Source organism: Pseudomonadota bacterium, from assembly GCA_034660915.1.
Taxonomy (GTDB): Bacteria; Desulfobacterota; Anaeroferrophillalia; order Anaeroferrophillales; family Anaeroferrophillaceae; genus DQWO01.
The window spans coordinates 1-25,006 of sequence record JAYEKE010000236.1 but is presented as its reverse complement, the minus strand read 5'-3'; the positions used below and the strand labels follow the sequence as shown (position 1 = coordinate 25,006).

At 47.9% G+C, this 25,006-nt stretch carries 25 protein-coding genes, 1 tRNA gene and 1 other RNA gene; 21 read left to right on the top strand and 6 right to left on the bottom strand.

Annotated features, from left to right (window positions below):
- Window positions 1–126: 126 nt before the first annotated feature.
- From U9P07_13235 to U9P07_13210, 6 genes are all read right to left on the bottom strand, one after another.
- On the bottom strand, window positions 127–348 hold the full coding sequence (locus U9P07_13235) for a hypothetical protein (protein ID MEA2110367.1): 222 nt from the start codon (window positions 346–348) through the stop codon (window positions 127–129).
- Window positions 348–2,621, bottom strand: coding sequence for a molybdopterin cofactor-binding domain-containing protein (locus U9P07_13230; protein MEA2110366.1), 2,274 nt, complete (start codon window positions 2,619–2,621; stop codon window positions 348–350). The genes U9P07_13235 and U9P07_13230 overlap by 1 nt, the downstream gene beginning before the upstream one ends.
- A gap of 63 nt (window positions 2,622–2,684) precedes the next feature.
- Window positions 2,685–3,560 carry an FAD binding domain-containing protein gene (locus tag U9P07_13225; GenBank protein ID MEA2110365.1) on the bottom strand — a complete coding sequence of 292 codons (876 nt, stop codon included), beginning with the start codon at window positions 3,558–3,560 and terminating at the stop codon, window positions 2,685–2,687.
- 66 nt (window positions 3,561–3,626) lie between these two features.
- On the bottom strand, window positions 3,627–4,106 hold the full coding sequence (locus U9P07_13220; GenBank protein ID MEA2110364.1) for a (2Fe-2S)-binding protein: 480 nt from the start codon (window positions 4,104–4,106) through the stop codon (window positions 3,627–3,629).
- A 13-nt stretch (window positions 4,107–4,119) separates the two neighbouring features.
- A complete protein-coding gene (locus U9P07_13215) occupies window positions 4,120–5,160 on the bottom strand; it encodes an XdhC/CoxI family protein (protein ID MEA2110363.1) in 1,041 nt (346 codons plus the stop codon).
- A 521-nt stretch (window positions 5,161–5,681) separates the two neighbouring features.
- Entirely contained in the window at window positions 5,682–6,329 is a 648-nt protein-coding gene (locus U9P07_13210) for a nucleotidyltransferase family protein (GenBank protein ID MEA2110362.1), read from the bottom strand.
- Window positions 6,330–7,009: 680 nt separating this feature from the next.
- Between U9P07_13210 and U9P07_13205 the strand changes: the two genes are divergently transcribed.
- The 21 genes from U9P07_13205 (at window position 7,010) to ychF (ending at window position 24,622) form a co-directional block, all read left to right on the top strand.
- Window positions 7,010–7,097, top strand: a tRNA-Ser gene (locus U9P07_13205).
- Window positions 7,098–7,120: 23 nt separating this feature from the next.
- Window positions 7,121–7,220: signal recognition particle sRNA small type (ffs, locus tag U9P07_13200), an RNA gene on the top strand.
- Window positions 7,221–7,258: 38 nt separating this feature from the next.
- Window positions 7,259–8,941, top strand: a complete 1,683-nt coding sequence (dnaX, locus tag U9P07_13195) for a DNA polymerase III subunit gamma/tau (protein MEA2110361.1) — start codon at window positions 7,259–7,261, stop codon at window positions 8,939–8,941.
- Between the two features lie 123 nt (window positions 8,942–9,064).
- On the top strand, window positions 9,065–9,241 hold the full coding sequence (locus tag U9P07_13190) for a hypothetical protein (protein ID MEA2110360.1): 177 nt from the start codon (window positions 9,065–9,067) through the stop codon (window positions 9,239–9,241).
- A 78-nt stretch (window positions 9,242–9,319) separates the two neighbouring features.
- Window positions 9,320–9,637 carry a YbaB/EbfC family nucleoid-associated protein gene (locus U9P07_13185; protein MEA2110359.1) on the top strand — a complete coding sequence of 106 codons (318 nt, stop codon included), beginning with the start codon at window positions 9,320–9,322 and terminating at the stop codon, window positions 9,635–9,637.
- A gap of 61 nt (window positions 9,638–9,698) precedes the next feature.
- Window positions 9,699–10,883 (top strand): acetylornithine transaminase, encoded by a 1,185-nt coding sequence (locus U9P07_13180; protein ID MEA2110358.1) that lies wholly within the window; start codon window positions 9,699–9,701, stop codon window positions 10,881–10,883.
- On the top strand, window positions 10,880–11,803 hold the full coding sequence (argF, locus tag U9P07_13175; GenBank protein ID MEA2110357.1) for an ornithine carbamoyltransferase: 924 nt from the start codon (window positions 10,880–10,882) through the stop codon (window positions 11,801–11,803). The genes U9P07_13180 and argF overlap by 4 nt, the downstream gene beginning before the upstream one ends.
- The gene (locus tag U9P07_13170) at window positions 11,800–13,014 is read left to right on the top strand and encodes an argininosuccinate synthase (GenBank protein MEA2110356.1); all 1,215 of its coding nucleotides are present in this window, start codon (window positions 11,800–11,802) and stop codon (window positions 13,012–13,014) included. Before argF ends, U9P07_13170 begins: the two co-directional genes overlap by 4 nt.
- Window positions 13,015–13,016: 2 nt before the next feature.
- On the top strand, window positions 13,017–13,574 hold the full coding sequence (gene lspA / locus U9P07_13165; protein MEA2110355.1) for a signal peptidase II: 558 nt from the start codon (window positions 13,017–13,019) through the stop codon (window positions 13,572–13,574).
- 59 nt (window positions 13,575–13,633) lie between these two features.
- The gene (lgt, locus tag U9P07_13160; protein ID MEA2110354.1) at window positions 13,634–14,413 is read left to right on the top strand and encodes a prolipoprotein diacylglyceryl transferase; all 780 of its coding nucleotides are present in this window, start codon (window positions 13,634–13,636) and stop codon (window positions 14,411–14,413) included.
- 273 nt (window positions 14,414–14,686) lie between these two features.
- Entirely contained in the window at window positions 14,687–15,319 is a 633-nt protein-coding gene (locus U9P07_13155; GenBank protein ID MEA2110353.1) for a nucleoside triphosphate pyrophosphatase, read from the top strand.
- Window positions 15,309–16,037, top strand: coding sequence for a YggS family pyridoxal phosphate-dependent enzyme (locus tag U9P07_13150; GenBank protein ID MEA2110352.1), 729 nt, complete (start codon window positions 15,309–15,311; stop codon window positions 16,035–16,037). Before U9P07_13155 ends, U9P07_13150 begins: the two co-directional genes overlap by 11 nt.
- Window positions 16,038–16,093: 56 nt before the next feature.
- Complete coding sequence (gene argH, locus U9P07_13145; GenBank protein MEA2110351.1) at window positions 16,094–17,485, top strand: argininosuccinate lyase; 1,392 nt, start codon at window positions 16,094–16,096, stop codon at window positions 17,483–17,485.
- 9 nt (window positions 17,486–17,494) lie between these two features.
- Window positions 17,495–18,553, top strand: coding sequence for a fibronectin type III domain-containing protein (locus U9P07_13140; protein MEA2110350.1), 1,059 nt, complete (start codon window positions 17,495–17,497; stop codon window positions 18,551–18,553).
- 80 nt (window positions 18,554–18,633) lie between these two features.
- On the top strand, window positions 18,634–19,914 hold the full coding sequence (gene lysA / locus U9P07_13135) for a diaminopimelate decarboxylase (protein ID MEA2110349.1): 1,281 nt from the start codon (window positions 18,634–18,636) through the stop codon (window positions 19,912–19,914).
- The gene (locus U9P07_13130) at window positions 19,914–20,816 is read left to right on the top strand and encodes a YicC/YloC family endoribonuclease (protein ID MEA2110348.1); all 903 of its coding nucleotides are present in this window, start codon (window positions 19,914–19,916) and stop codon (window positions 20,814–20,816) included. Before lysA ends, U9P07_13130 begins: the two co-directional genes overlap by 1 nt.
- Window positions 20,817–20,852: 36 nt before the next feature.
- Entirely contained in the window at window positions 20,853–21,134 is a 282-nt protein-coding gene (locus U9P07_13125; protein MEA2110347.1) for a DUF370 domain-containing protein, read from the top strand.
- A 90-nt stretch (window positions 21,135–21,224) separates the two neighbouring features.
- Complete coding sequence (locus tag U9P07_13120) at window positions 21,225–22,100, top strand: GIY-YIG nuclease family protein (GenBank protein MEA2110346.1); 876 nt, start codon at window positions 21,225–21,227, stop codon at window positions 22,098–22,100.
- Between the two features lie 153 nt (window positions 22,101–22,253).
- Window positions 22,254–22,874 (top strand): guanylate kinase, encoded by a 621-nt coding sequence (gmk, locus tag U9P07_13115; GenBank protein ID MEA2110345.1) that lies wholly within the window; start codon window positions 22,254–22,256, stop codon window positions 22,872–22,874.
- 205 nt (window positions 22,875–23,079) lie between these two features.
- Complete coding sequence (gene rpoZ, locus U9P07_13110; GenBank protein MEA2110344.1) at window positions 23,080–23,271, top strand: DNA-directed RNA polymerase subunit omega; 192 nt, start codon at window positions 23,080–23,082, stop codon at window positions 23,269–23,271.
- Between the two features lie 253 nt (window positions 23,272–23,524).
- Window positions 23,525–24,622 (top strand): redox-regulated ATPase YchF, encoded by a 1,098-nt coding sequence (gene ychF, locus U9P07_13105; protein ID MEA2110343.1) that lies wholly within the window; start codon window positions 23,525–23,527, stop codon window positions 24,620–24,622.
- Window positions 24,623–25,006: the final 384 nt, after the last annotated feature.

The window sequence follows — 25,006 nt, the reverse complement described above, 5'->3', positions numbered from 1 at the left end:
CCAGGCTTTTGCGGCGCATGCCGACATTGTTTCATAGTCCGTAAACATCTGGGACAGCCCCCGGTGAAGCTGGGGGGCAGTCCCGAGTTTACTACTTGTTGAGTAACGATGCAATGTGCTGAATAGTTACCTTTTCTTCTCGACTTTGACCGTTAAGCCGGTTACCGGACAGTGGATTGGGATTCGCTGCCAGACGGGATCTCCGTTGCAGGCGGCATCAATCATGGTCTGCCAACCAAAACAGCCCCGGCAGTTGCCAAAGGTCGGCTGCATACAAGGGGGTAATTTCCCCGATTGCAAGGTGGTCAGCTGAACGTCTTTATGGGGTTTTACGGTTTTTTCTGTCATTACAGTTTGTCCAGCCCCTTGAGTACTTTTTCCGGAGTAATGGGCAGATTCATGCAGCGGTAGCCGGTTGCATGCCAGACGGCATCGGCAATGGCCGGAGCCGTCGGTGAAACCAGTCCTTCCCCGGCTTCCTTGGCCCCGAAAGGGCCTTCTGGTTCATAGGTGTCGATATGAACGGATTCCCCCGGCGGCATATCCTCGGCACAGGGGATTTTGTAATCCAGGAAGGTTGAGGTCAGGGTTTTTCCACCTTTCATGATATATTGTTCACTGAGGGCGTAGCCAAGCCCCATGTGTACCGAACCCTCCAGCTGCCCTTCAACCGACATGGGATTGATGGGGGTGCCGCAATCGTGGGCGGTGTTCATTTCTTTGACCTCAATGGCCCCGGTTTCCATATCCACTTCCAGTTCGGCAACCTGGGCGCCAAAACTGAAAGCCGGGGTTACCAGCCCTTTATTTCGCGGGGTATAGGAACCATAACCAATGATGGGGTCTCCCCGGTTGGCCCGCTGGGCCAGGCGGACCGCCTCGCCAAAAGCGATGCCCCGATCAGGACGGTTTTTGGCGTATATCCTTCCTTTTTTACAGGTCATGTCATGAATAACATTAAGATCAAACTTCATGGAGACAATTTTAAACAACTGCTCTTTTATTTCTGCCGCTGCTTTACGGACCGCGTTACCGGCCATCAGGGTTACCCGGCTGCCCCAGGTGCCTAAGTCAGCCTGGGGGGTTACTGCGGTGTCGGCGGCAGTCAAGCGGATATCTTTGATTTCCAGGCCCAGATCCTCGGCCAGGATCTGGCGTAAAACCGTATCACATCCCTGGCCGATATCAGAAGCCATGGTTAACAGGTGGACAGTGCCGTCATCGAATGCTCGGACTTCCGCCCGGGTAAAGTTATAGCGGGTATTGAACCAGTTGAATACGCCGCCGGAAATAAAACTGTAGCAGCCGATGCCGATTCCCTGGCCATCTTTCAGGTTCTGACGTTTTTCCCGCCAGTTGGTCATCTCTGCAACTTTCAACAGTGATTCTTTGAAACCGCAGCTGGAAATCTTTGCCACTCCGGGGATTTCATCGCCGGGAACCATGGCATTTATCAGCCGGATGTCCAGAGGATCCATCCCCAGTTCTTTAGCGGCCATGTTCATCTGAGTTTCAGCGACAAAAAGGGCCTGGGGGGCCCCAAACCCGCGCATTGCCCCCGCCGGCGGCTTGTTGGTGTAGACATGGTAACCGTTGTAGCGATAGTTGGGATGGCGGTAGAGCATGCCGCCGAAGTTGCCACACAGAAAGGCCGCCGTCGGCCCCATGCTGTTATAGGCTCCACCATCCAGATGGGCAGTGAATTCTTTGGCTAAAATAGTGCCGTCTTTTTTGAAACCGATTTTTGATCTGATTTTCATCGGATGGCGCCGTCGGCCGGTAGCCAATTCTTCAGTCCGGGTCAGGGTGAATTTAACCGGGCGGCCGGTTTCACGGGCCATGAAGGCGGCGGCAAATTCCCATTTGCGCATTTCCATCTTGCCGCCAAAACCACCACCGACAAAAGGTTTGATAACCCGGATATCATTTTCCCGCATGCCCAGGGTCTGGGCCAGCAGGCACTGGACAAAATAAGGGGTCTGGGTTGAGGTCCAGATGGTCAGCCGCCCGTCATGATCATATTCAGCCACGCAGGAACAGGGCTCCATGTAGGCATGATTGGTGGCATGGACGGTAAAGTCATTATCGAGAATCAGATGGGAATCGGCAAATCCCTGCTCAAGATCACCGTAATCAATGTTGCGCTGCAAGCTGATGTTGTTCTGGTGTGCCTGGTGAATAACCGGAGCTCCTTCAGCCAGGGATTCATCCACCGAAAAGGCGCCGGGCAGTTCTTCATACTCAACGGAAATCAAATCCAGGGCTTCTTCGGCAATATCTTTGTCGATGGCGGCAACTGCAGCCACCTCATCACCTATAAACCGCACTTTATCCACCGCCAATGGCAGTTCATCCTGACTTTCCGGTACCAGGCGCCAGTTGCCGAAGCGAATTTTAAGAGTGTCATTTCCGGTAATGACACTCTTAACTCCGGGCAACTTTTTGGCTTTACTGACATCAATATTGAGGATTTTGGCATGGGCGACCGGACTGCGTAATAATTTACCAAAGAGCATGCCGGGACGAATAATATCGTCGCAATAGCGGGCAGCGCCCACGGCTTTGATTCTGGCGTCCGAGCGGGGCAGGCTTTTACCTACCACGGAAAGATCTGTAGTCATAATAACCCCTCTATTTGCATAATCTAGCTGTTTTTTTCTTCTGAACCGCAACAACTTGCACTATTATATCCTGGTGCCGTATCGGGCTTCCAGCAGTGCCCGCTTGGTCAAAATAATAACCATCAGCCGCCGGTATTCCTTGGAAGCCCGAACATCGGAAATGGGTGAAGCATCGGAGCCGGCCAGAGCCCCGGCCTGCTCGGCAACCTCATCGGTAATGACTTTTCCCTGCAAGAATTCTTCAGCAGTTGTGGCTCGTAAGGGAATGGGGCCAACCGCACCAAGACAAATGCGGGTCTGTTGACAGGCTTCCTGCTCATCTACTGTTACCATGGCTCCGACATTGACCGCGGCAATATCAACCTTTGACCGGGGTGAAATTTTCTGGTAGCTGACGCCGCTGCGGGGTAGTGGTGCTGGAACCAGAATTTCTTTGGCAATTTCCGTCGGTTCCAGGGCGCTTCTTCCCGGGCCGAGGAAAAATTCATCAATGGGAATCTGTCGTTCTCCGGTTTTGGAAATCGCCACAATGCTGGCATTCATGGCTACCAGAGTAGGGGAATTATCAGCTGATGGCGAGGCGTTGCATATATTTCCCATGACCGTTCCCATATTGCGAATTTGTACGGTAGCAGTGGATTTGGCCGCCCGGGCAAGCATGGGATAATGTTCCTGAACTAGCGGGTGCCCGGCCACATCAGAAAGTAAAGCCATGGCTCCCAGGCGCAGACCTTCATCGGGATTGAATGAAATAGCCGCAAGTTCCGGTATTTGTCTGATTCCCACGATGTATTCGGGTTTTAAGGCCCGTTGAGCCAAACGAACCATAAGATCGGTGCCGCCGGCTTTTATCCGGATCTTTCCCTGGTATTTTCCCAGCAGGTCGCAGGCTTCTTCCAGGCTGGCAGGTGCCAGATAGCTGAATTTCGGTAAACTCACGAGAACATCTCCTTCTTCAATATATTGCTTCTTTATTTGTATCGTTACCTTGGTGGAAAACAGAAATCATACATCTTTTTTGAGCTTTTTTGCTGCGTCTCCAATGGCATCAACAATCTTATTGTAGCCGGTGCAGCGACATAAATTTCCCGACAGACCGGCACGTATTTCCGCCTCTGTGGGGTTGGGGTTGTTTTTGAGCAGGAAGGTTGTGGACATAATCATTCCCGGGGTGCAATAGCCGCATTGGATAGCCCCTTTTTCAATGAAGGATTCCTGGATCGGATGAAGCTCTTCGGCGTTGGGGGCCATTCCTTCAATGGTGGTAATTGCCAGACCTTGCACTTCAACCGCCAGCGTCAGGCAGGAACTGACTGATTTGCCATCTATCAACACGGTGCAGGCGCCACAATCGCCGGTGCCGCAGCCCAATTTGGTGCCGGTCAGTTTGATATCCTCTCGCAATACCTCATTGAGGGTTCTCCACGGGTTGACCGCCAGTTCATAGGTATCGCCATTTACCTGTAATGAGATCATTTGCTTCATAATTTATACTCCTTTAGGATGTACGGTTTTTCACCGCTATAACTTCAGCCATAATGCTGATGGCAATTTCTTCTGGTGTCTGGGCGTTGATTTCCACGCCAATGGGTGCATGCAGCGCCTTGATTTCAGTCATCGGGAAGCCATCATTAATCAGTCTTTCTTTAACCTTTGATGTCCGTCGTCGGCTGCCGATCATGCCCAGGTACGCATATGGTGTGCCTAAAAGTTGCCGCAGCAGCAGATCATCATGACGATGTTCCCGGGTAATAAGGATGAAATAGGTAGTCACAGACGATAATTCCAGCTCCCTGATATTTTCCATCGGGGCAACAAGTACCTTTGCTGCCCGGGGGAATCTGTCAGGACAGGCAAACTCCTGGCGATCATCAATGACCGTTATCTCAAATCCACACCAGGAGGCCATCTCCACCAGTGGAACGGCCAGATGGCCGGCTCCAAAAACGACCATCTTGGCCGGTGGCGCTAAAGGGGTGACTAACACCTTGCACTCACACAGCTGCAGGATGCCGGTTTTTTGCTCTGCCAGCCAGGCAGAAGTCAGCTTGTCTCCAGTGCCCGATATTCCTGATTCCGCCAAGGTATTGCGGCTTTTTGGATCAAGCAGCAACTTGGCTCCGGTTGGGTAATCAGGATCGTTACTGCTGACAACTTCCAGCAGGGTGACGGGGTCGCTGTTACCGAGTGCCAGGGTGATTTTTTCTGCCAGTTCGCGGTCGTCATGGGACCAGTAGTTAATCAGGGTCTGAAACCAACCGCCACAAATGGCTGGTGAATCGAGTCCCTGTTCGCCGGCCAGTGAAGTTTCGACAACCAGGCTTTCACTTTTGTTTATGGCCTGCCGGGCCTGGGTGATAATTTCATGTTCACCAATACCACCACCGATGGTACCTTCAATGGATCCATCAGTTCGAACCAGCATGCGGGTGCCGATTCCCCTGGGGACGGATCCATGTTTGTCAATGATAGTACAAATGGCAATTCCGGCAGCAGGTTCGGCCAGAATACCTTGTAATGTTTCCCAGGAAAATTCCATCTTACAAAATGGCTGAAAAAGTATTCTCTCTTTTCCGTTTTAAATAAATTATGATGTCTTCGTAACAAATTATAAAACCGATTCGGTTTATTGAAGTACCACCTAAACTGAGCGATTAGCCTTTAGCGGTTAGCTGTTAGTTTAATGATTACAGGATGTTTTGTTATTACAAACGTAAATATTCGACTACGTTTTCAGAAAAGATAAAAATACTCTCACAGAGGCACAAAGTCACAGAGAACCCGAGTCATTTGCCCTCTGTGACTCCGTGTCTCTGTGAGAAATAATAAAAAAAGGTTTAAGGTGTAAGGTGTAAGGTGTAGGGTTTAAGGTTTTTACCTTGTACCTTATACCTTGTACAACGTAACGCCTTTATTTTTCAAGGCTAAACGCTGATAGCTAACAGCTAATCGCTTAACTTAAGTACCATTAATGGAGCGGATCACTCACAAGTTGGTATGGGTTGATAGCAAAAAGCGGACCATTAAATTGCTACTATGCCGGCTGTTGATGAATGATTTCTATGTTTTTATGCTCTTTTCAGATCCTTTGGGTTTAAGCCGTTCATAGGCTTCCCAGGTATCAATATCCTGACGCCCGACGTTGGATGAAACCTGGATTTTTTCGGCATGAGGGAAATGTGACTGAATAAAAGGCCGAATGCCACTTTTACCGCTCAAAGATAAGATTTCACCGATATGATGTTGCCAGATCAGATAGGGGTGTGCTGGTCTATCCTGTTCGCTGGCAATAATCAATGGATGTTCGGAAGTACAGGCAGAAGCGGCATGGATAAATTCAGAGATTACCTGCGGAGAGATGAAAGGCATATCTCCCAGCAAGACCAGAATTCCACCTGCTTTAGATTTGGCAGACAGCTCTATCAGCCCGGCAGTAATGGAGCTGAACATTCCTTGCTGCCATAATGTATTACGAATAATGCGAGTCTTTGATAATTTTTCAGCTATGGTGCTGGTGATGGAATCATAATGTGCCCCTAATGCCACGTTAATGCTGCTAATCTTTGAATTGCCGGAGACCGTATCAATGACCGTACCGAGAATGGTATTGTCCGGCCCCCAGGGCAGCAGCTGTTTTGGCTGGCCAAAACGTCTGGCTTCACCTGCCGCCAGAATAAGAGCAGAAATCTGTACCGGATTTTCGATCATTGTCTGTAAAATTACTGCCTGTGGGGACAGTTTTTTAAACTGTCCCCTGTTAAGGCAATTTTGAAGCTCCATTTGCCGGAAAAAGCAACAGGCTACACTCATGGTGGAGGGTTCAAAACAGCCGCAGTTAAATGAACTTGAATTAAGCGATTAGCTTTTAGTACTTAGCTATTAGCTCAATGATTACAAGATGTTTAACATTAAATATGGTAAGCATTTGACTTTGTTTATAAATTGGTAAATTCTTGTAACTATTCAGTCAATTTTTTTAATTTTCTCGCAAAGCCGCAAAGACCGCGAAGAGTTCAACTTGCCATATCGTCAGTCGTTTTTCTTTGCGTTCTTGGCGTCTTGAGTGAACGAAGCGAACGGGCGCGAGACAAAAAATAAGTATTACTGCTTTTTTGAAAAGTGGCCGAATATTTATTATATAAGTTCACCCGATGGGTGTTGTTACTGGTCAACGTAAAGTCCTGATTATTAAAGACTAACTGCTAATAGCTCAGCTTAGGATAAAATAATATTGTCGCAAAAAATATAAAGAACAACAGTGAATTTAATACCTCTAAGTTATTTATCGGCTAAAGTCAATAGAGTTAAAAATGCGGCTTTTCATCTTGACAGTCATATGTTTTATTGCTAAGCAGATTAGTTCAATTATCGAGATTTTTGCTTTTTCAGGAGAGGTGCCCGAGAGGCCGAAGGGGCACGATTGGAAATCGTGTGTACTTAGCGGTACCGTGGGTTCGAATCCCACCCTCTCCGCCAGCTGGTTTATCCCCATGGATGATAGCCAGGTCCTGTGCAACAGAGACAGTGTGAACTCCGTCAGATCCGGAAGGAAGCAGCGGTAGCATTGCTCGCTGTGTGCCGCAGGGGTGCCTGGCTATCATCCATGGGGATAAGGCTTTTTGGAGAAATAATTGCTTATGTCTTCTGATTCCCCATCTTACCAGGTTTTGGCCCGGAAATGGCGTCCTCAGGTATTTGCCGACCTTGCCGGTTTGCAACATATTGCCAGGACGCTGCAAAATGCGGTCAGGACTGGAAGGGTTTCTCATGCTTTTTTATTTACCGGCTCCCGGGGGGTGGGCAAGACTTCGGCCGCCAGGATTATGGCTAAATGTCTGAATTGTCTGCAAGGACCAACTCCCGATCCCTGCGGTATTTGTGAAAGTTGTATTTCCATTACTGCCGGTAATAATCCTGATGTCATTGAAATCGATGCCGCATCCAATCGGGGTATTAATGAAATTCGTCAGTTGCGGGAAAATGTCAGCTATTTACCACAGTTATCAGCTTATAAAATTTACATTATTGATGAAGTGCATATGCTGACAACGGAGGCCTTTAATGCGTTGTTGAAAACCCTTGAAGAGCCTCCCGCCCATGTAAAATTTATCCTGGCAACGACCGAACCTCATAAAATACCGATCACCATCCTTTCCCGCTGTCATCGCTATGACTTTGGCCGTTTGTCAGCAGCGGTGATTGAGGCTGCCATTCAGGGTGTAGCTGAAAAAGAAGGTTTGCAGATTGAACCGGCGGCTCAGCAGTTGTTGGCCCGGGAAGCTGACGGCAGCATGAGGGATGCCCTCAGTGTTTTAGATCAGGCAATGGCATTCTCCGGGGAGCAGATAACCATCGAAAATCTGCGGGTGATTTTGGGGGTTGTCGAAGCTCGCTATTGTTCAGCGCTGGTCGAGTCATTGCTCGATCATAAGATTCCGGCCGCTTTGCAGCAGATTACGGAGTTGGAAAAAGCCGGGATTGATATTAAACGATTTGCCAAAGATTTTTTGTTTTACCTGCGGAATCTCGTCTTGTTGAAATTGTCTCCGGACCTGAAAGGCCTGATTGAGGCGGCGGAAGAAGAGCTGCAGCAGATGATGGCATTGGTTCAGCGGGCGAAGTTGCCTTACTGGCAGCAGTTGTTTGATTTATTTCAGGAGCAGTATGCAGATTTAATGGTTGCTAACCTGCCCCGGCTTCATTTTGAAATGAGTGTGGTGCGCCTGGGGATGGCTCAAGACCTCGAACCGGTGGAAGAGCTTGTCAGCCGTTTGCAGGGGGTTTCAGTTCCTGACTTGGTTCAGCAGCACGATACTTCGCAGCCGGAGGCATCATCAGAGGCATCATCTATGGTTGCTGAGGAGATGCCGGTTGAACCAGTTGGAACAGAAACAGAAATGGTGGAAGAGCCTTCTCTGCTGCAGTCAGAAAAGTCAATCCCTCAGGATTGGCCATCGTTGTTGGCAGCCCTGCGTCCTCATTTGCCTTCCATTACCGCCGTTTTGGATAATGCCCGTCTGTTAAGTTGGGAGAAAGGACGGCTTATGCTTGGCTTGCCTAATTATGCCTATGGCTTGCTGCGTGATGATGAAAAAGAACAGCGGCTGCATAAGCAGCTGGAGCGCATTCTTGGAGAGAAAACAACGGTAATTTTATCTCAATTGTCCGAGAATGGAAATAAAAATGGTGGTTCTCAAGCAGCTGGTGAAAAATCCAAACAGAGAAGTTTTAATAAGCAGGACATCATTAATGATGAAATGGTTCGCTTGCTGGTTGAAACTTTCGATGCTCAAATTGAAGAAATCAGGCCTTGTTCCTGAATGGTGTAGTTTAGCGACAGCAGCTGCTGGTTAGCTAAGAACGCCGGAACCTTACCATAATGTGGAAAAATATATTTCAACTTTCTGAGTTATTCTAAAAACAGCTGAAAGAGATTTCCAGGGATGTTCCGGCATGGCTCTCGCTCATTCTCGCCGGCCGTCCATGGCCGGCTTCCGAGGCGTCCGCCGCGAATCACCATCGTGATGATTCGTTCGGCGGCCAATACCGCTATGAGCCAAGCCCGAACATCTGGTAATGGTTTCCCGGAAATGCAAGTCAGAAAGTTTAGATTAACGTAAGACCTTAATTTTACTCAGCTAAATTCTAAGAGCTAAATGCTAACTGCTTAACAAGGTTGACTTAAGGAGGATGTACAGATGGCGAAAGGAATGGGAAATCTGCTGAAACAAGCTCAGCAGATGCAGGCTAAAATGGCAAAGATACAGGAAGAAGTTGGCGCCCGGACAGTTGAATCGTCGGCTGGCGGTGGTATGGTGACAGTGGTTGCCAATGGAAAGCAGGAAATTCTTTCTATTTCCATTGAGCCTCAGGTAGTTGATCCGGATGATATCGACATGTTGCAGGACCTGGTTGTAGCAGCTGTTAACCAGGCGCTGAAAGAAGCCGGAGAAATGATGTCGGCTGAAATGGGCAAAGTAACCGGCGGCATGCAAATTCCCGGTCTGAACATGTAAGTTGGGGCCGTGGAATCTTTGAGTTATCTTGTGGGTTGTTATTTTTAAAGAAAGTATGAAGATGGATTCTGGAGAGATATATAGTCTCAGCGACAGTCATGTGATGCAGACCTATCGCCGTTACCCTTTGGCTCTGGTTCGTGGCCGGGGGATGAAGGTGTGGGATGCGGATGGCCGGGAATATCTTGATTTTCTGGCTGGTATTGCTGTTTGTAATCTCGGGCATTGTCATCCTCTGGTTACTCATGCGATTGCTGAGCAGGCTAAAACCTTGATGCATGTGTCCAACCTGTATTACATTGAACCCCAAGCTCAACTGGCAGCCATGCTGACCGAAAAATCCTTTGCAGAGCGGGTTTTTTTCTGTAATTCCGGAGCTGAAGCCAATGAAGCGGCGATCAAGCTGGTCCGGCGGTATGCCCGTGAGCTCAGGGGAATTGAAGCGGCCGAAATTATTACCATGCATCACTCTTTTCATGGCCGAACCATGGCGACGCTTTCCGCTACCGGCCAGGAGAAAATCCAGACTGGATATCAGCCCTTGCTTGCCGGGTTCCGCTATGTTCCTTTTGGTGATCCCGGGGAAGTTGCCAAGGCAGTCAATGAAAAAACCTGCGCGGTCATGGTTGAACCGATACAGGGTGAGGGAGGGATTAATGTTCCCGGTCCTGACTACCTGCGGGAATTACGCTGTATTTGTGATGACCATAATCTGCTTTTGATTTTGGATGAAGTCCAATGTGGCATGGGGCGCACCGGCCGTTTATTTGCCCACCAGCATGCCGGGATTGTACCGGATGTGATGACCCTGGCCAAGGCGTTGGGTGCTGGTTTTCCCATCGGGGCCATGTTGGCTTCCAATGATGCCGCCAAAGTCTTTGGTCCGGGCAGTCATGCCACGACTTTTGGCGGCAACCCCCTGGCTTGCAGTGCGGCGATTGCGGCTTTGAACGCGATTGATACGGAGGATGTCCTGGGTAATTGTAATAAAATGGGGACATACTTGCGGCAGCGGTTGGACAATCTGAAAGACAAGCATAAATGTATCTGTGATATCCGTAGTTCAGGGCTAATGGTAGGGGTAGAACTGGATGTCGCGGTTGCCGAAGTAATTCAATGGTCTCAGGAAAAAGCTATACTGATGGGACCTGCAGGTGAAAAAACTTTACGCTTGACTCCGCCGCTGATTGTTGCTCAAGCGGATATTGATCGGCTGATTGAGGTCCTTGATGAGGTGTTGCCGTGAGCGCAACTAAGAAAGATTTTTTGGATTTGGCCGGCTGGCCAGTGGCTGAACTCAAACATATATTGTCTCTGGCAACGGTTTTAAAATCTGAGCGGCAACCTAGTCAACCAAGACTCGCGGGAAAAAGCTTGGCGATGATTTTTGAAAAAGCCTCCACCAGGACCAGGGTTTCCTTTGAGGTTGGGATGTATCAGCTTGGCGGCCAGGCAATCTTCCTCAGCCGTCATGATACGCAGCTCGGACGTGGCGAGCCCATTGAGGATACGGCCAGAGTGCTGTCCCGCTACGTTGACGGCATTATGATCAGGACCTTTTCCCAGGAGGATACCATTGTTCTGTCCCGTCATGCTACGGTACCGGTTATTAACGGCCTCACGGATATGCTTCATCCCAGCCAGGTGCTTGCTGATGTTTTTACCATTCAGGAGAGGTTTGGTGATATTCGAAAAGTGAAGGTGGCATATGTGGGTGATGGCAATAATATGGCCCATTCATGGATTAACGCCGCGATGCGATTTGGTTTTGATTTGCAGTTAGCCTGCCCGGATGGTTATCACCCTGATGCAAAAATCCTCGCCCGGGCCCGGAAAGAGGCCGACAGTGAAATCAATGTGGTTGATGAGCCGTTGCAGGCGGTTCAGGGAGCCCAGGTGGTTAATACCGATGTCTGGGCCAGTATGGGGCAGGAAGAAGAAGCCGAAAAGCGGCGGCGGGTTTTTGCTCCCTACCAGGTTAATGACCAGCTGTTGGCGGTGGCAGCGCCGGATGTGATGGTACTTCACTGCTTGCCGGCTCATCGGGGAGAAGAAATAACCGCAGCGGTATTTTCACGTTTTCAGGAGTTTATTTTCAACCAGGCAGAAAACCGCATGCATGTGCAGAAAGCCTTACTGGCGACACTGTTGGGAGGAGAAAAATGAAACAGGTTAAGAAAATAGTTCTGGCTTATTCAGGTGGTCTGGATACTTCTGTCATTCTCAAGTGGTTGAAAAATGAGTATAACTGCGAAGTTGTGGCATATGCCGCTGAGCTTGGCCAGGGAAAAGAACTTGCCGGAATTGAAGAGAAGGCCATGGCTACCGGGGCTTGCCAGGTTTTTGTTGATGACTTGCGTGATGAATTTGTCTCTGACTATGTTTTTCCCATGTTTCGGGGAAATGCCATTTATGAAGGCACTTATCTCTTGGGGACTTCAATCGCCCGGCCATTAATTGCCAAACGACAGATTGAAATTGCCCGCCAGGTAGGGGCTGACGCGGTAGCCCATGGGGCTACCGGTAAAGGGAATGATCAGGTTCGTTTCGAATTGGCCTATCATGCCATGGAGCCGGGCATTACGGTGATCGCTCCCTGGCGTACCTGGGACCTTAACTCCAGGGAGAAGTTAATTAATTATGCCCGGGAAAATAATATTTCCATCCCGGTGACCAAAGAAAAGCCTTACAGCAGCGACCGAAACCTTCTGCATATAAGTTTTGAGGGCGGGGTTCTGGAAGATCCCTGGAATGAACCGCCGGAAGATATGTTTGTTATGTCTGTTTCCCCGGAACAGGCTCCGGATAAACCTTTATACCTGGAAATTGAATTCAAGGCTGGTGATCCCGTGGCTATTGATGGGGAATTCCTGGGACCGGCGGCCTTGCTGCAGAAATTAAATGAATTAGGTGGCAATAACGGCATCGGCCGGGTCGACCTGGTGGAAAATCGTTTCGTGGGGATGAAATCACGCGGAGTTTATGAAACTCCCGGAGGGACTATTCTTTTTCATGCCCACCGGGCGCTGGAATCAATCACGATGGACCGGGAGGTCATGTTTTTACGAGACTCCCTGGTGCCGGAATATGCCCGCATGATTTATAATGGCTTCTGGTTTGCTCCCGAGCGTCTGGCCATGCAGGCGTTTATTGATCACAGCCAGCAAAATGTTGCCGGTACAGTACGTCTGAAGCTTTATAAAGGTAATTGCATTGTTGTGGGCAGGAAATCCCCCCAGACTCTTTATTACCCTGAACTGGCAACTTTCGAGGAAGATACGGTATATAACCAGCAGGACGCAGAAGGTTTTATTAAGCTTAATGCTCTGCGGTTGAAAGCTCAGTCCCTTTTGAGCCGTAGCCGAAAAGCGGATTAGCTTTGGCTGTATTATTGCGGAAGAATAGATTTTTAAAACGTTTATTGCTGCTGGGGCTGGTTGCCGGCGGTGTTGTCGCTTTGGATCAGGTCAGCAAAGCCATCGTTCTTTCTCATCTATCCCGGGTTTATTCAATGAAGGTTGTTGACGGTTTTTTTTCACTGACCCTGGTTTTGAATCCAGGTGTGGCTTTCGGTCTTTTTTCTCAATCTCCGGCGGCCTGGAAAGTGATTGCTTTACTTCTGCTTTCGGGAATTACGGTCATTGCCCTTCTGTGGTATTATTTTTTTGTAAAAGACCTGAGTCGATGGATGATGGTTGCTTTTTGTCTGATTCTCGGTGGGGCGCTCGGCAACATGATTGATCGCTTCCGTTTTTCTAAAGTCGTTGATTTCCTCGATTTTTATTGGCAGACCTATCATTGGCCGGCCTTTAATCTGGCAGATGCGGCCATTACTATAGGCGTTTTATTATTATTGTTTGATGCGTTGGTTCAAAGCCGAAAAAAGGCCGGCATTGTCCCTGATTCATCTTCCAGCCCTGGAAAATCCCGGGTTTGAACTGTATCTATGAGTATACACTGCCAAGGTCGATTGTTTGACGCGGGAAAAGGAAATTAATGCACCCGATACTACTCAAATGGGGTATCCTGACCATCCATACCTACGGGGTTATGGTGGCTGCCGGTTTTTTGCTGGCTATGATCTATGCGGTGAAGGCCGGGAAGCGTGAGGGCCTGGACGCGGAAATCATTTATGACCTTTTTTTCTATGCCCTGCTGTTTGCCATTCTTGGAGCCCGCCTGCTTTATGTATTGATTAATCTTTCTTATTACCGTTTCCACCCGGTGGAAATTATATATATCTGGCGTGGCGGCCTGGTGTTTTATGGTGGTTTTATTGCCGCGGTAGCCGCGGTTTATTTCCGTTTACGTTTTTACCGTCTTTCTATATGGCTTATTGCGGATATTGCCGCACCGGCGCTGGTGCTGGCCCAGGCTGTCGGCCGTTTTGGTTGTTTAGCCGCCGGTTGTTGCTATGGTGCTGCATGCAGTTTGCCTTTTGCCATCCAATTCACCCATCCTCAAAGCCTTGCGCCTTTGCATGTTTTTTTGCATCCGACGCAGATGTATCATGCGGCGGCCAACGGGATAATTTTTATGGTGCTGATTTTGAAACGGCGCCAACAGTCTTTTATTGGCCAACTGGCGGTTCTCTATCTTCTGCTTTACTCGACAGGTCGTTTTATCATTGAGTTTTTTCGCGGAGATCCACGGGGCGGATTTTGGATGCTAGCCACTTCCCAGTGGATCAGCCTGGGGCTATTTGCTTTGGGAATCGTTCTTTATTTCTATCTGCATACAAGTGTCGATAAGCAAACACCAACTACTGGAAGGTGAGTATTATTTCACCGAGCTCAACTTTCTGAGTTGCCATAAACAGCTGGGTTTGTGGGGTGCGCTAACGTAATATTCCGGCTGTTCCGGCATGGCTCTCGCTCATTCTCGCCGGCCGTCCATGGCCGGCTTCCGAGGCGTCCGCCACGAATCACAATGGGGGACAATTTTAAAACTGTCCCCACCCAGGCGGCCAATACCCCTATGAGCCAAGCCCGAACATCCTGTTGATGTGTCCCTGGCAAACAACTCAGAAAGTTGAGACCGAATTAATATATGCAATCTGATCCCGGGTCTAAAACATTATTGGTACAATACCAGCCTTTAATTCTGGGTTCTGCGTCTCCACGACGGAGAGACTTACTACGAAATCTCGGGCTTGAGTTCAGTATTATTCAGGCCGCAGTTCCAGAGGAGGCTACGGTGGGAGAAACGCCGGCTGATTTTGTTTGTCGTCTGGCTGGCGATAAAGCCAATGCGGTGGCTGACCAATATGAAAAATCCTGGGTGCTGGCAGCTGATACCATTGTGGTGCGGGAGGATGGTGCGGTTTTGGGGAAGCCGGGAAATACCCATGAGGCTTGTGCCATGCTTAGTTCCATCGCCGGCCGGTGGCATGTAGTTATGACTGCCTATACCCTGGTCAATCGGCTGAAAGAGGTTTTCATGACCAGGTTAGAACAGGCCGGGGTGCTGCTACTTCCTTTGTCTGTAGAGATGATATCAGCTTATGTCGCGACCGGGGAACCGATGGACAAAGCCGGGTCCTATGCTTTGCAGGGGATCGGAGGTGCTTTTGTAACCGCGGTTGATGGCGCCCATTCGACGGTAATTGGACTTCCTCTACACCGGGTATTGACGGATCTGCTTGATTTGGGGATTGTCGGGGTAAATACAAGTGAATTATGAACCAGTAAAAGGAAAAAGCATTGCCGGGCGGATCAGGGCGGTTCAAAAGCAGATAGTTGCTGCTTGTCAGCGGGTGGGAAGAGATCCTGCTGGAGTGACCCTGATAGCAGTTTCAAAAACCTTTACCTGGGAGGAAAATCTTCCGGCCTATGAAGCAGGTCTCCGTGATTTTGGTGAGAATTACATACAGGATATGATCAGCAAGATATCGCGGACCTCATCATATGAAGATATACGTTGGCATTTTATTGGTCATTTACAGCGGAATAAAGTTCGTTACTGGAATCCGGGTTTCTATCTTTTCCACTGTCTGGATTCGTTGCGATTGGCCAAGGAAATAGAAAAAAAGGCTGAGCGGGAGCAGATGGTTATCCCGGTATTGCTGCAGGTGAAATTGGGCGATGAATCGACGAAATCAGGTGTAGATCCAGCAGCTTTACCAGCTTTTTTGGAGAAGATTGCCAATTTCCACCGGTTAAAAATTGAAGGCTTAATGACAATTCCGCCTTATGTTGTTGACCCGGAAGAAAGTCGCTGCTATTATAAACAGTTACGTGAACTGCGGGATGATAGTATTGCCCGGGGATTGGTTGATCCTAAGGTCTTTTGTCACCTGTCCATGGGAATGTCTCATGATTATCCGGTAGCGGTGGAAGAGGGCGCTACCTATGTTCGGGTGGGCTCAGCTATTTTTGGCCCTCGGCGCCAGAGAACTTGATTCCCGGCGAAGTTCAGATTGCGGTTAAAAGCCAAAATATTTTTACGAGGTTGATTGTGAGTACGCAAAAACCATGGGGTGGACGATTTAGCGAGCGAACTGACAAGCTGGTTGAAGAATTTACGGCATCTATTGGCTTTGATCAGCGGCTATATAGCGAAGATATTCTGGGAAGTATAGCCCATTGTCGCATGTTGTCTTCGTGTGGGATTATAAGTTCCGAGGAGGCGGACCAGATCATTTCCGGATTGCAGGATATTCGTGAGGAAATTGAAAAAGGAGAATTTGTTTTTTCCGTCCCCTTGGAAGACATTCATATGAATATTGAATCCCGCCTGTCTGATTTGATCGGGGCAGGACTTGCCGGCAAGCTTCATACGGCCCGCAGTCGAAATGACCAGGTGGCCCTGGATATCCGCCTTTATCTGAAAAAAGAAATATCAGGGATTAAAAGTTTGCTCAAGGGCTTGATAAATGCTTTGATTACTCAGGCTGAGGCCACAAAAGACGTGGTCATGCCTGGTTTTACCCATTTACAGCAAGCGCAACCGGTGCTTTTTGCTCATCATCTGCTGGCCTATGTGGAAATGTTTTCACGTGATTATCAGCGCTTGGAAAATACTGAAAAGCAGGCTGATATTATGCCTCTTGGTTCGGGGGCTTTGGCGGGTACCAGTTTTTCCATTGATCGGCAAATGGTCGTGGATGAGCTGGGGTTTACCGGTCTGACTGCCAACAGCATGGATGCGGTCAGTGATCGGGATGGTGTCATTGAAACGCTTTTTTCAGGCGCTTTGATTATGCTGCACTTGTCCCGCTTTTGTGAAGAACTGGTCTTGTGGTCGTCGGTGCAATTTAACTTCATTATTTTGGCGGATTCATTTTGTACCGGCAGCAGCATTATGCCCCAGAAGAAAAATCCCGATGTGCCAGAGTTGATTCGGGGTAAATGCGGGCGCGTCGTTGGTGATCTGGTCAGCCTTCTGGTAACGATGAAATCACTTCCACTGGCCTATAATAAAGACATGCAGGAAGATAAAGAACCGCTTTTTGATTCTATCGATACGGTGAAAGGTTCACTGGCGATTATGGCACCATTGGTTACGTCTATGACTGTAAACCGTCAGAGCATGGCTACGCAGGTGGAATATGGTTTTTCGACGGCCACCGAAATTGCCGATTACCTTGTTCGCCGGGGGCTGCCATTTCGTCAGGCCCATGAAATAGTTGGCAATATTGTTGCTTACTGCCTTGAAAAGGGACTTCAATTTAAGGATATGTCACTTGATGACTGGAAACGGTTTTCTGACTATTTTGATGAGCAGGTAATTTCTTTACTCTCAGCGGAAGATGCTGTTCGTAGCAAGAATGTTTGGGGGGGGACAGCTCCACAACAGGTTGTGCAACAGCTTGATCGGTTGAAACGGCAGTGGCAGGATGCAGATTAGGTGGTGAACTTGGCTAAAAACAGAACATTATGGTTGCTCCTGATGGCGGTTTTGATTGGTCTTGTCGCCTGTGGTAAAAAGGCAGATCCCGTGCCGCCCCGTTTGGTGGTCCCCCGGGCAGTTACCGATCTGAAAATTGATATTCGTCCCGGGGCTCGCTACCTGGTTTGGAGTATTCCAGCTGAAAACGCCGATGGCAGTCGGCCGGCGGAAATAAAAGGTTTCAGCATTTTTTCCAAGACCTTGAAACAGGGAGATGAAGGGTGTGTTTTCTGTGACGTGGGATTTGAGCTGTTAGCAGAAGTTAATTTTCCCCGACCAAAACAGGGATATATTGAAAGTGGCATGGTTTATTATCCTTTGCCGCTTATTCCCCGGGATTTATTGCAGGCAATTAAAGTGGTGTCTCGCAATAATCATGGCTGGCAGAGTAAAACTTCGAATAAAATTAAAGTGTATAGTTATGAACCCCTTGATCCCCCAAAGCCGCTTACTTGTGAGCCCGGTCCCGCCATTGTTACTTTGAACTGGGAAAAACCCCTTCCTGATAAGGCTACCGGGGAACAGGTCAAGGTATATGGCTACCGGGTATATCGACATGATGCCAGTCAGAAATGGCAATTAATAACTCCTGAGGTGATAACTGATCTATCTTATGTGGATGTGGGCCTGAAGGATTGGCACCCATATCGATATGCAATTACTGCCATTTCAATTTTTCAGGGCACTCCCTGGGAAAGTTGTCGATCAATACCCGTATCTGTTGTTCCAGGAGACTATACTCCGCCGGCACCGGTAGCTGAATTTACCGCTTTCCCCTTCCAGGGAGGGGTGCAGCTGACGTGGCAGGCAAACCAGGAACCGGATATAAAGGTTTATCGAATTCATAAGTATGAGGTGGAAAGTGGCAGATCTTATGTTCTCGAAGTACCGCCAACGACAACCGATTATCTCGATGTCCAGGTAATGCCGGAGCGACATTATGTCTATCGTATTTCAGCCCTGGATGCTTCGGCCAGGCATAATGAGAGTCCGCTTTCACCAGAGCGCGAGGTGTTTATCAAGTAATAACCTGGCCAGGAGTTCAGCCTGAGAAATAGTAACGCCAAGAGTATTTTTATGGATTACCGGTAAATAAGGATCAGTAAATGAATTCTTTTCATTATCAGGATGGACAGCTGTTTTGTGAGCAGCTGCCGGTTGCTGAAATTGCGCGGCAGGAAGGAACTCCTTTCTATCTCTATAGTCATGAAACGCTGGTTCGCCATTACCAGGCATTTAATGATGCCTTTGGGGATTTGGATCATCAGATCTGCTATTCAGTCAAGGCCTGTTCTAATCTCAGTGTTATTTCCCTCTTCGCGTCCTTAGGAGGTGGATGTGATGTGGTTTCCGGTGGGGAGCTTTTCCGGGCCCTGCGGGCAGGGGTTGAGGGCGATAAAATCGTTTTTTCCGGGGTGGGTAAGGCGGTGGGTGAAATTAATGCCGCCCTGGATGCCGGTATTTTGATGTTTAATGTTGAGTCCTCCCAGGAGTTTGAGCTTATCAATCAGCTGGCCGAAAAGAGAGATATGGTTGCTCCTGTGTCACTCAGGATTAATCCTGACGTTGATCCCCAGACCCACCCATATATTTCTACGGGTTTAAGCGCGAATAAATTTGGTATCCCCATCTCTGAAGCGGTGCCTTTATATCAACGGGCCGCCAATCTGCCAAATATTAAAGTAGTTGGTGTAGATTGCCATATAGGTTCCCAACTGACAAAAGTCAGTCCTTTTCGTGATGCGTTGGAGCGGATAAAATCACTGATTGAAGAACTTCGCCGACTAAAAATAGATATTCACTATCTCGATATTGGTGGTGGATTGGGGATTACCTATGATGCCGAAAAACCGCCATTGCCGGCGGAATATGCTAAAGCGGTGACGGGGGTGGTCAAAGACTTGGGTTGCCTGTTAATTATGGAACCCGGAAGGGCTTTGGTAGGAAATGCGGGGATATTGGTGAGCAGGGTGCTTTATACTAAGGTTGGGGTGACAAAAAACTTTGTGATTGTTGATGCTGGAATGAACGATCTTGTACGTCCAAGTCTTTATAACGCTTATCAAAATATTCTACCGCTGCGTGAATTTGCTGGGAAGGAAATTGACAAAAAAACCGTTGACGTAGTTGGTCCCATTTGTGAGTCAGGGGATTTTCTGGCACAAGAGCGCCTTTTGCCGCCGCTTAACTCAGGGGATCTGCTGGCGGTGATGAGCTCCGGGGCCTATGGTTTTACCATGTCCTCAAATTATAACTCACGACTACGAGTGCCTGAGATAATGGTAATTGGGAATCAATATCAGGTTATTCGGCGCCGCGAAACCTTTAATGATCTGGTTGCCGGAGAAAGCATGGTTGACTGGCGGGCAAAAGAGGAGAGATCATAATGGCAGAAAGTTTGCTCAGCATGACAGGTTATGGAGAAGCCCAGGCAGAGGTCGGTCCATATACGGTTATGGTCACCGCGCGTTCGGTTAATTCACGCTATCTTGATTTTCGTTTTAAGGCCCCGTCAATTTGTTCTTATATGGAACCTCAAGTCCGTCAACTGATCAAAAAATTGTTGGCGCGGGGAAAAGTTGAACTGAGTCTTTCAATAACCAGGAACCCGGATGCCGAGGAAACTTCTCTTCAGGTGGACCTCGGCTTGGCCCGTGCTTATAAAAATGCCTTTTTACAACTGCAGCAGGACCTTACTCTGGAGTCGATGAATATCCCCTTGTCATTAATTGTCGCTCAGCCTGAAGTCTTATTGAAACGCAGCGTTGATGCTAAGGTGGTCAGCCAGCATACAGATCAATATCTGCTGGTCATAGAAAAAGCTTTACAATCATTGAGGGCGATGCAGCAAACAGAAGGCGAGATATTGCAGGAAGATTTGCTGATGCGTTGCAAGAAGTTGGAATCTTTGCTTGATGAAATCAGTAAGTCGGTACAGGGACTTCCGGAATTGATCAGGGATAAACTCGTGGGTCGGATGAAAAGCTTACTGGATGGCTTGGCGCCGATTGATGATGAACGTATTTATCAGGAGGCGGCGCAGCTTGCCGAACGAGCTGATGTAACGGAGGAGCTGGTTCGTTTCAAAAGTCATTGTCAGCAGTTTTCCATGACCATAGGAGAGCAGGTTGGCCCCAGAGGAAAAAAGCTGGATTTTATAATTCAGGAATTATTGCGAGAGACTAACACCATAGGCTCAAAGGCTGCGGCTTTGCCGGTACTGCAGTTGGTTGTCCAGGTTAAAGATGAGTTGGAAAAACTGCGGGAACAAGTGCAAAATGTAGCTTAATACTGTAGGGCTATCCAGTTGTTAAGAGGGAAGTTGATGAAAGAAAACCGGCAGTATAGCAACCAGCGATGGTTGTTGAATATTGGTTTGGGCAATACTGTTGTAGCGTCCAGGATAGTTGCCATTGTCACCCCATCTTCAGCGCCGATGAAACGGCTGAAGGATGATGCTCGTGAACGAGGTAAGTTAATAGACGCCACCCAGGGGCGTAAAACCAGGGCGTTGATCATTACTGACAGTGATCATGTGATTCTATCAGCTATTCAGGCAGAAACCATTGCTCATCGGTTCATCAATACGGATAGTTTCCCGGAATAGCAACTTTTTTCATCAAGGCAATATTACCTAAATATCAATTTATCAGGTCAATATGGCTAGATGATAATAATGTTGGGGAAAGAGTAGAACATGATAATAGGCAAGACAATTCAAGTGTTTCTGCCAGACGGCAATCCGCGTAGTCTTAAGATTGCCGAGATTACCAGTCGTACGGTGCAGGCCGTTCTTTTCCCGCGAGCAAAACTGGATGAGGCAGCAAAACGAGCTGAATTGAAGAACGTCGGTGTGTACTTCCTGATCGGCACGTCTGATGAGGACAGCAAACCAATGCTCTATGTGGGAGAAGCCGAGGAATGCCTCACCAGGCTCAAACAGCAGAATAAACAGAAGGACTTCTGGAGCACCGCTATCGCTATCATCTCCAGAACCCAGTATTTCACAAAGACTCATGTCAAGTTTCTGGAGTCATTTTGTCACGAGGAGGCCCAGAAGACCGGGCGCTACAAACTCGACCAGACTGTGACCACCCGACCTTTCGTTTCTGAGTCTATGGAGGCGGATCTCCTCGATAATTTTGACACTATCAAAATTCTGGTTGCCACTCTTGGCTATCCGATCTTCGACCAGATTAAAAAGCCCCAGAAGAAAGATATTCTTTACTGCCAGGGCAAAGCAGCAAAGGCCGAGGGTGAATACACGGAAGACGGTCTCGTGGTATTCAAAGGCTCACTCTGCAATCTACAAGAGACCCAATCGGCTGGACCGTATGTGAAGAACTGGCGTACTCAGTTGATCGACGATGGTGTTCTGGACAAGGCCAACAATGTTTATAAATTCAACCAAGATCACATTTTCTCATCGCCTAGCATAGCTGCTGCTGTAGTTCTGGGCCGTCGAGCCAATGGTTGGAAGGAATGGAAATACAAAGACGGCAAGACGTTGGATCAGGTGAAGAGACAAGGGGGCAAGAAGACCCACAACCAAGCCATCGACGGCGACAAGTAATATAGTCCACCATGCCTTGCGCGTCATCCTGGACGTTACCCTTAGGATGTCGCGCTGGAAGTAACTTTAATTGAACATTCTGCAATAGTTTTCTTATATCATAATTCAAGTTGAGATTTGTTCCTGTCGACATTTCTTAGGGATGATGAAATAATGGCTCCATCAGGTTTGTTGATGATTTTATCTTCTCCCTCGGGGGGAGGTAAGAGTACTTTGGGTCGTTTGTGTCTTGACCGCATGGAGAATCTGGTATATTCAGTATCGTATACGAGCAGGAGACCGCGAGGTGATGAGCGGGACGGGATTGATTATCATTTCGTGACCCGCTCCGGTTTCTCAAGCCTGGTGGAAGAAGGATTCTTTTTGGAGTGGGAGGAAGTTCATGGAAACTTTTACGGTACAAGTCGACACGCGGTTCAGGACCTCTTGGATGCCGGACAGGATGTATTGCTTGATATTGACGTCCAGGGGGGACTCCAAGTCCGGAAGTTGATGCCTGAGCGTACTGTCCTGGTGTTTGTTCTGCCGCCTTCAAAGCAAATTCTGCAAAAACGGTTGGTGGATAGAAGCACTGATGCTGAGGATGTTGTGAAGTTAAGGATGGAAAATGCAGAAAGGGAAATAACCCGAGGGGTTGATTATGATTATCTGATAATCAATGACCGTATAGAGGAGGCGGCAAATAGTCTTTGTTGCCTGGTAATCAGTGAACGTTGTCGGATGGTTCGGCAGCGGGATTTTTTGTTTCAGGCAGGATATCTTGCTAAAACCTAAATAAAGCGATTAGCTTTTAGCACTCAGCTATTAGCTCAATAATTACAAGGTGTTTAATATTATACATATTCACCCGAGGGGAGTTGTTGCTAATCAACGTAAAGCCCTGATTATTAAAAGCTAAATGCTAATGGCTAACCGCTAACCGCTAGTAGCTCAGCTCAGGTAATATAATAGTATAGTAAAAAATGGAAAGAGGTGTGATATGGCGCGAGTAACCGTTGAAGATTGTTTAGCAAAGGTGCAGAATAGGTTTGAATTGGTTGTCTTGGCATCGAGGAGATCCAAAAAGATATTTAAGGGGCAGGAGCCACTGGTAGAGAATTATAAAAATCGGCCTATTGTTATGGCTCTGCGGGAAATAGCCGCCGGCAAAGTATGGCCGGAATATGAATGAATGATGGGTAGGATAGTATGACGCGGTATGTTTAATAAAAAAAGAGGACCTTGGTGTCCTCTTTTTTATGTCACGACGACCCTGGGTCAGGGCTTCTGTTTTAGTGATATTTAGATGTTTCACGTGAAACATTAGTGAAAGTCATTATTATCCGGTAAGGGTGTGGTGTTCTTCTAAGGCTGGGCTGCGTGATGAAGTGGCTTTGCGGCTACATTGCTGGCAGAATCAGATTGTTGAGTTTATTGAGGTGTTTATGCGCATAGGGATTTTGGGTTTACCTAATACAGGGAAGACGGCTTTGTTTAATTCATTGACCGGTATGAGTGAGGATTCCAGTCCGGTTGTGACGGTCAAGCCGGAACCTCATGTTGGCATGGTCAGGGTGCCGGATCCACGTATCGACTATTTGGTACAGGTGTATGAACCAAAGAAGACTGCCTACGCGGATATGGAATTGTTTGACATGTTGGGTATTGTTCCCGGAGGGGGTAAAGACTCTCCAGGGCGTCGGGTGTGTAATCAGGTGCGGGATGTGCAGGCGCTGATTCAGGTGGTGAGGGGGTTTTCAAGCGAAACAGTTCCTGCCTATGAGAATCGGGTGGCGCCGGCGCTGGATGCCGAAATAGTAGAGATGGAATTATTGTTTGCTGACTTGGAACTGGTAGAGAAGCGACTTGAAAGGATTGCGGCAAGCTTGAAGAAGGGGCAGGATAAGGATCTGCTGCTGAAAGAACAGCAGATCCTCGCCCGCTGTCGTACAGCGCTTGAGGATGAAAAATCCTTGCGTGATCTTGAATTTTCCCGAGATGAGTTACTCGTACTGAATACCTATCAATTTCTATCACAAAGGCCGGAATTGATCGTGGTAAATGTGGATGAAGAAGCTGATGCCAAAGAAAAAGAGGATATTGTCGCGGCGGTAAAAGGAAAGATGACCGGGGCTAATACCGATGTTATTGCCTTGTCAGCAAAAGTTGAAATGGAAATTTCCCAGTTGGATAATGAAGATCGTCAGGCTTTTATGGATGATTTGGGGATTGTAGCGCCGGCCCTGGAGCTGGTGGCCCGACATTCTTATTCGTTGTTAGGGCTGATACCCTTTTTTACCGTGGGTAAAGATGAAGTGAAAGCATGGACAATCACCGCGGGAACCACGGCATTGAAGGCTGCGGGTAAGATCCATTCTGACATTGCGCGAGGTTTTATTCGGGCAGAGGTGCTGGCCTATGATGATTTTGTTGGTTGCGGGGGAGAGATGGGGCGGGCAAAAGAGAAAAACCTGCTTCGTCTTGAAGGGAAGGAATATGTGGTAAAGGATGGTGATATAGTAAATTTCCGTTTCAATGTCTGATTCAAGGCTGCCTTGAAAAATGTTCTTTTTGCTCGATTACGGTGTTAGATTTAACCTAAACTGAGTGATTAGCCTTTAGCGATTAGCCTTTAGCGATTAGCCTTTAAAGGTTTAAGGTGTAGGGTTTAAGGTTTTTACCTTGTACCTTTTAGGTTTAATGATTACAGGATGTTTTACTATTACAAACGTAAACATTCGACTACGTTTTCAGAAAAGATAAAAATACTCTCACAGAGGCACAAAGTCACAGAGAACCCGAGTCATTTGCCCTCTGTGACTCCGTGTCTCTGTGAGAAATAATAAAAATTTGTCAATCTATAGACAAAGTCGAATATTTACTTACAAACTTTCACCCGTTGGGTGTTATTTCTCATTAACGTAACG

Bases quoted from the DNA above. Each gene is read 5' to 3' on its own strand.
- dnaX (MEA2110361.1), top strand. From the start codon at position 7,259: ATGTCTTCTGATTCCCCATCTTACCAGGTTTTGGCCCGGAAATGGCGT.
- lysA (MEA2110349.1), top strand. From the start codon at position 18,634: ATGAATTCTTTTCATTATCAGGATGGACAGCTGTTTTGTGAGCAGCTG.
- U9P07_13230 (MEA2110366.1), bottom strand. From the start codon at position 2,621: ATGACTACAGATCTTTCCGTGGTAGGTAAAAGCCTGCCCCGCTCGGAC.
- U9P07_13235 (MEA2110367.1), bottom strand. From the start codon at position 348: ATGACAGAAAAAACCGTAAAACCCCATAAAGACGTTCAGCTGACCACC.
- lgt (MEA2110354.1), top strand. From the start codon at position 13,634: ATGCACCCGATACTACTCAAATGGGGTATCCTGACCATCCATACCTAC.
- ychF (MEA2110343.1), top strand. From the start codon at position 23,525: ATGCGCATAGGGATTTTGGGTTTACCTAATACAGGGAAGACGGCTTTG.
- U9P07_13170 (MEA2110356.1), top strand. From the start codon at position 11,800: ATGAAACAGGTTAAGAAAATAGTTCTGGCTTATTCAGGTGGTCTGGAT.
- U9P07_13215 (MEA2110363.1), bottom strand. From the start codon at position 5,160: ATGGAATTTTCCTGGGAAACATTACAAGGTATTCTGGCCGAACCTGCT.
- U9P07_13130 (MEA2110348.1), top strand. From the start codon at position 19,914: ATGGCAGAAAGTTTGCTCAGCATGACAGGTTATGGAGAAGCCCAGGCA.
- U9P07_13190 (MEA2110360.1), top strand. From the start codon at position 9,065: ATGTTCCGGCATGGCTCTCGCTCATTCTCGCCGGCCGTCCATGGCCGG.
- U9P07_13180 (MEA2110358.1), top strand. From the start codon at position 9,699: ATGGATTCTGGAGAGATATATAGTCTCAGCGACAGTCATGTGATGCAG.
- gmk (MEA2110345.1), top strand. From the start codon at position 22,254: ATGGCTCCATCAGGTTTGTTGATGATTTTATCTTCTCCCTCGGGGGGA.
- U9P07_13155 (MEA2110353.1), top strand. From the start codon at position 14,687: ATGCAATCTGATCCCGGGTCTAAAACATTATTGGTACAATACCAGCCT.
- U9P07_13220 (MEA2110364.1), bottom strand. From the start codon at position 4,106: ATGAAGCAAATGATCTCATTACAGGTAAATGGCGATACCTATGAACTG.
- U9P07_13185 (MEA2110359.1), top strand. From the start codon at position 9,320: ATGGCGAAAGGAATGGGAAATCTGCTGAAACAAGCTCAGCAGATGCAG.
- U9P07_13125 (MEA2110347.1), top strand. From the start codon at position 20,853: ATGAAAGAAAACCGGCAGTATAGCAACCAGCGATGGTTGTTGAATATT.
- U9P07_13210 (MEA2110362.1), bottom strand. From the start codon at position 6,329: ATGATCGAAAATCCGGTACAGATTTCTGCTCTTATTCTGGCGGCAGGT.
- rpoZ (MEA2110344.1), top strand. From the start codon at position 23,080: ATGGCGCGAGTAACCGTTGAAGATTGTTTAGCAAAGGTGCAGAATAGG.
- U9P07_13120 (MEA2110346.1), top strand. From the start codon at position 21,225: ATGATAATAGGCAAGACAATTCAAGTGTTTCTGCCAGACGGCAATCCG.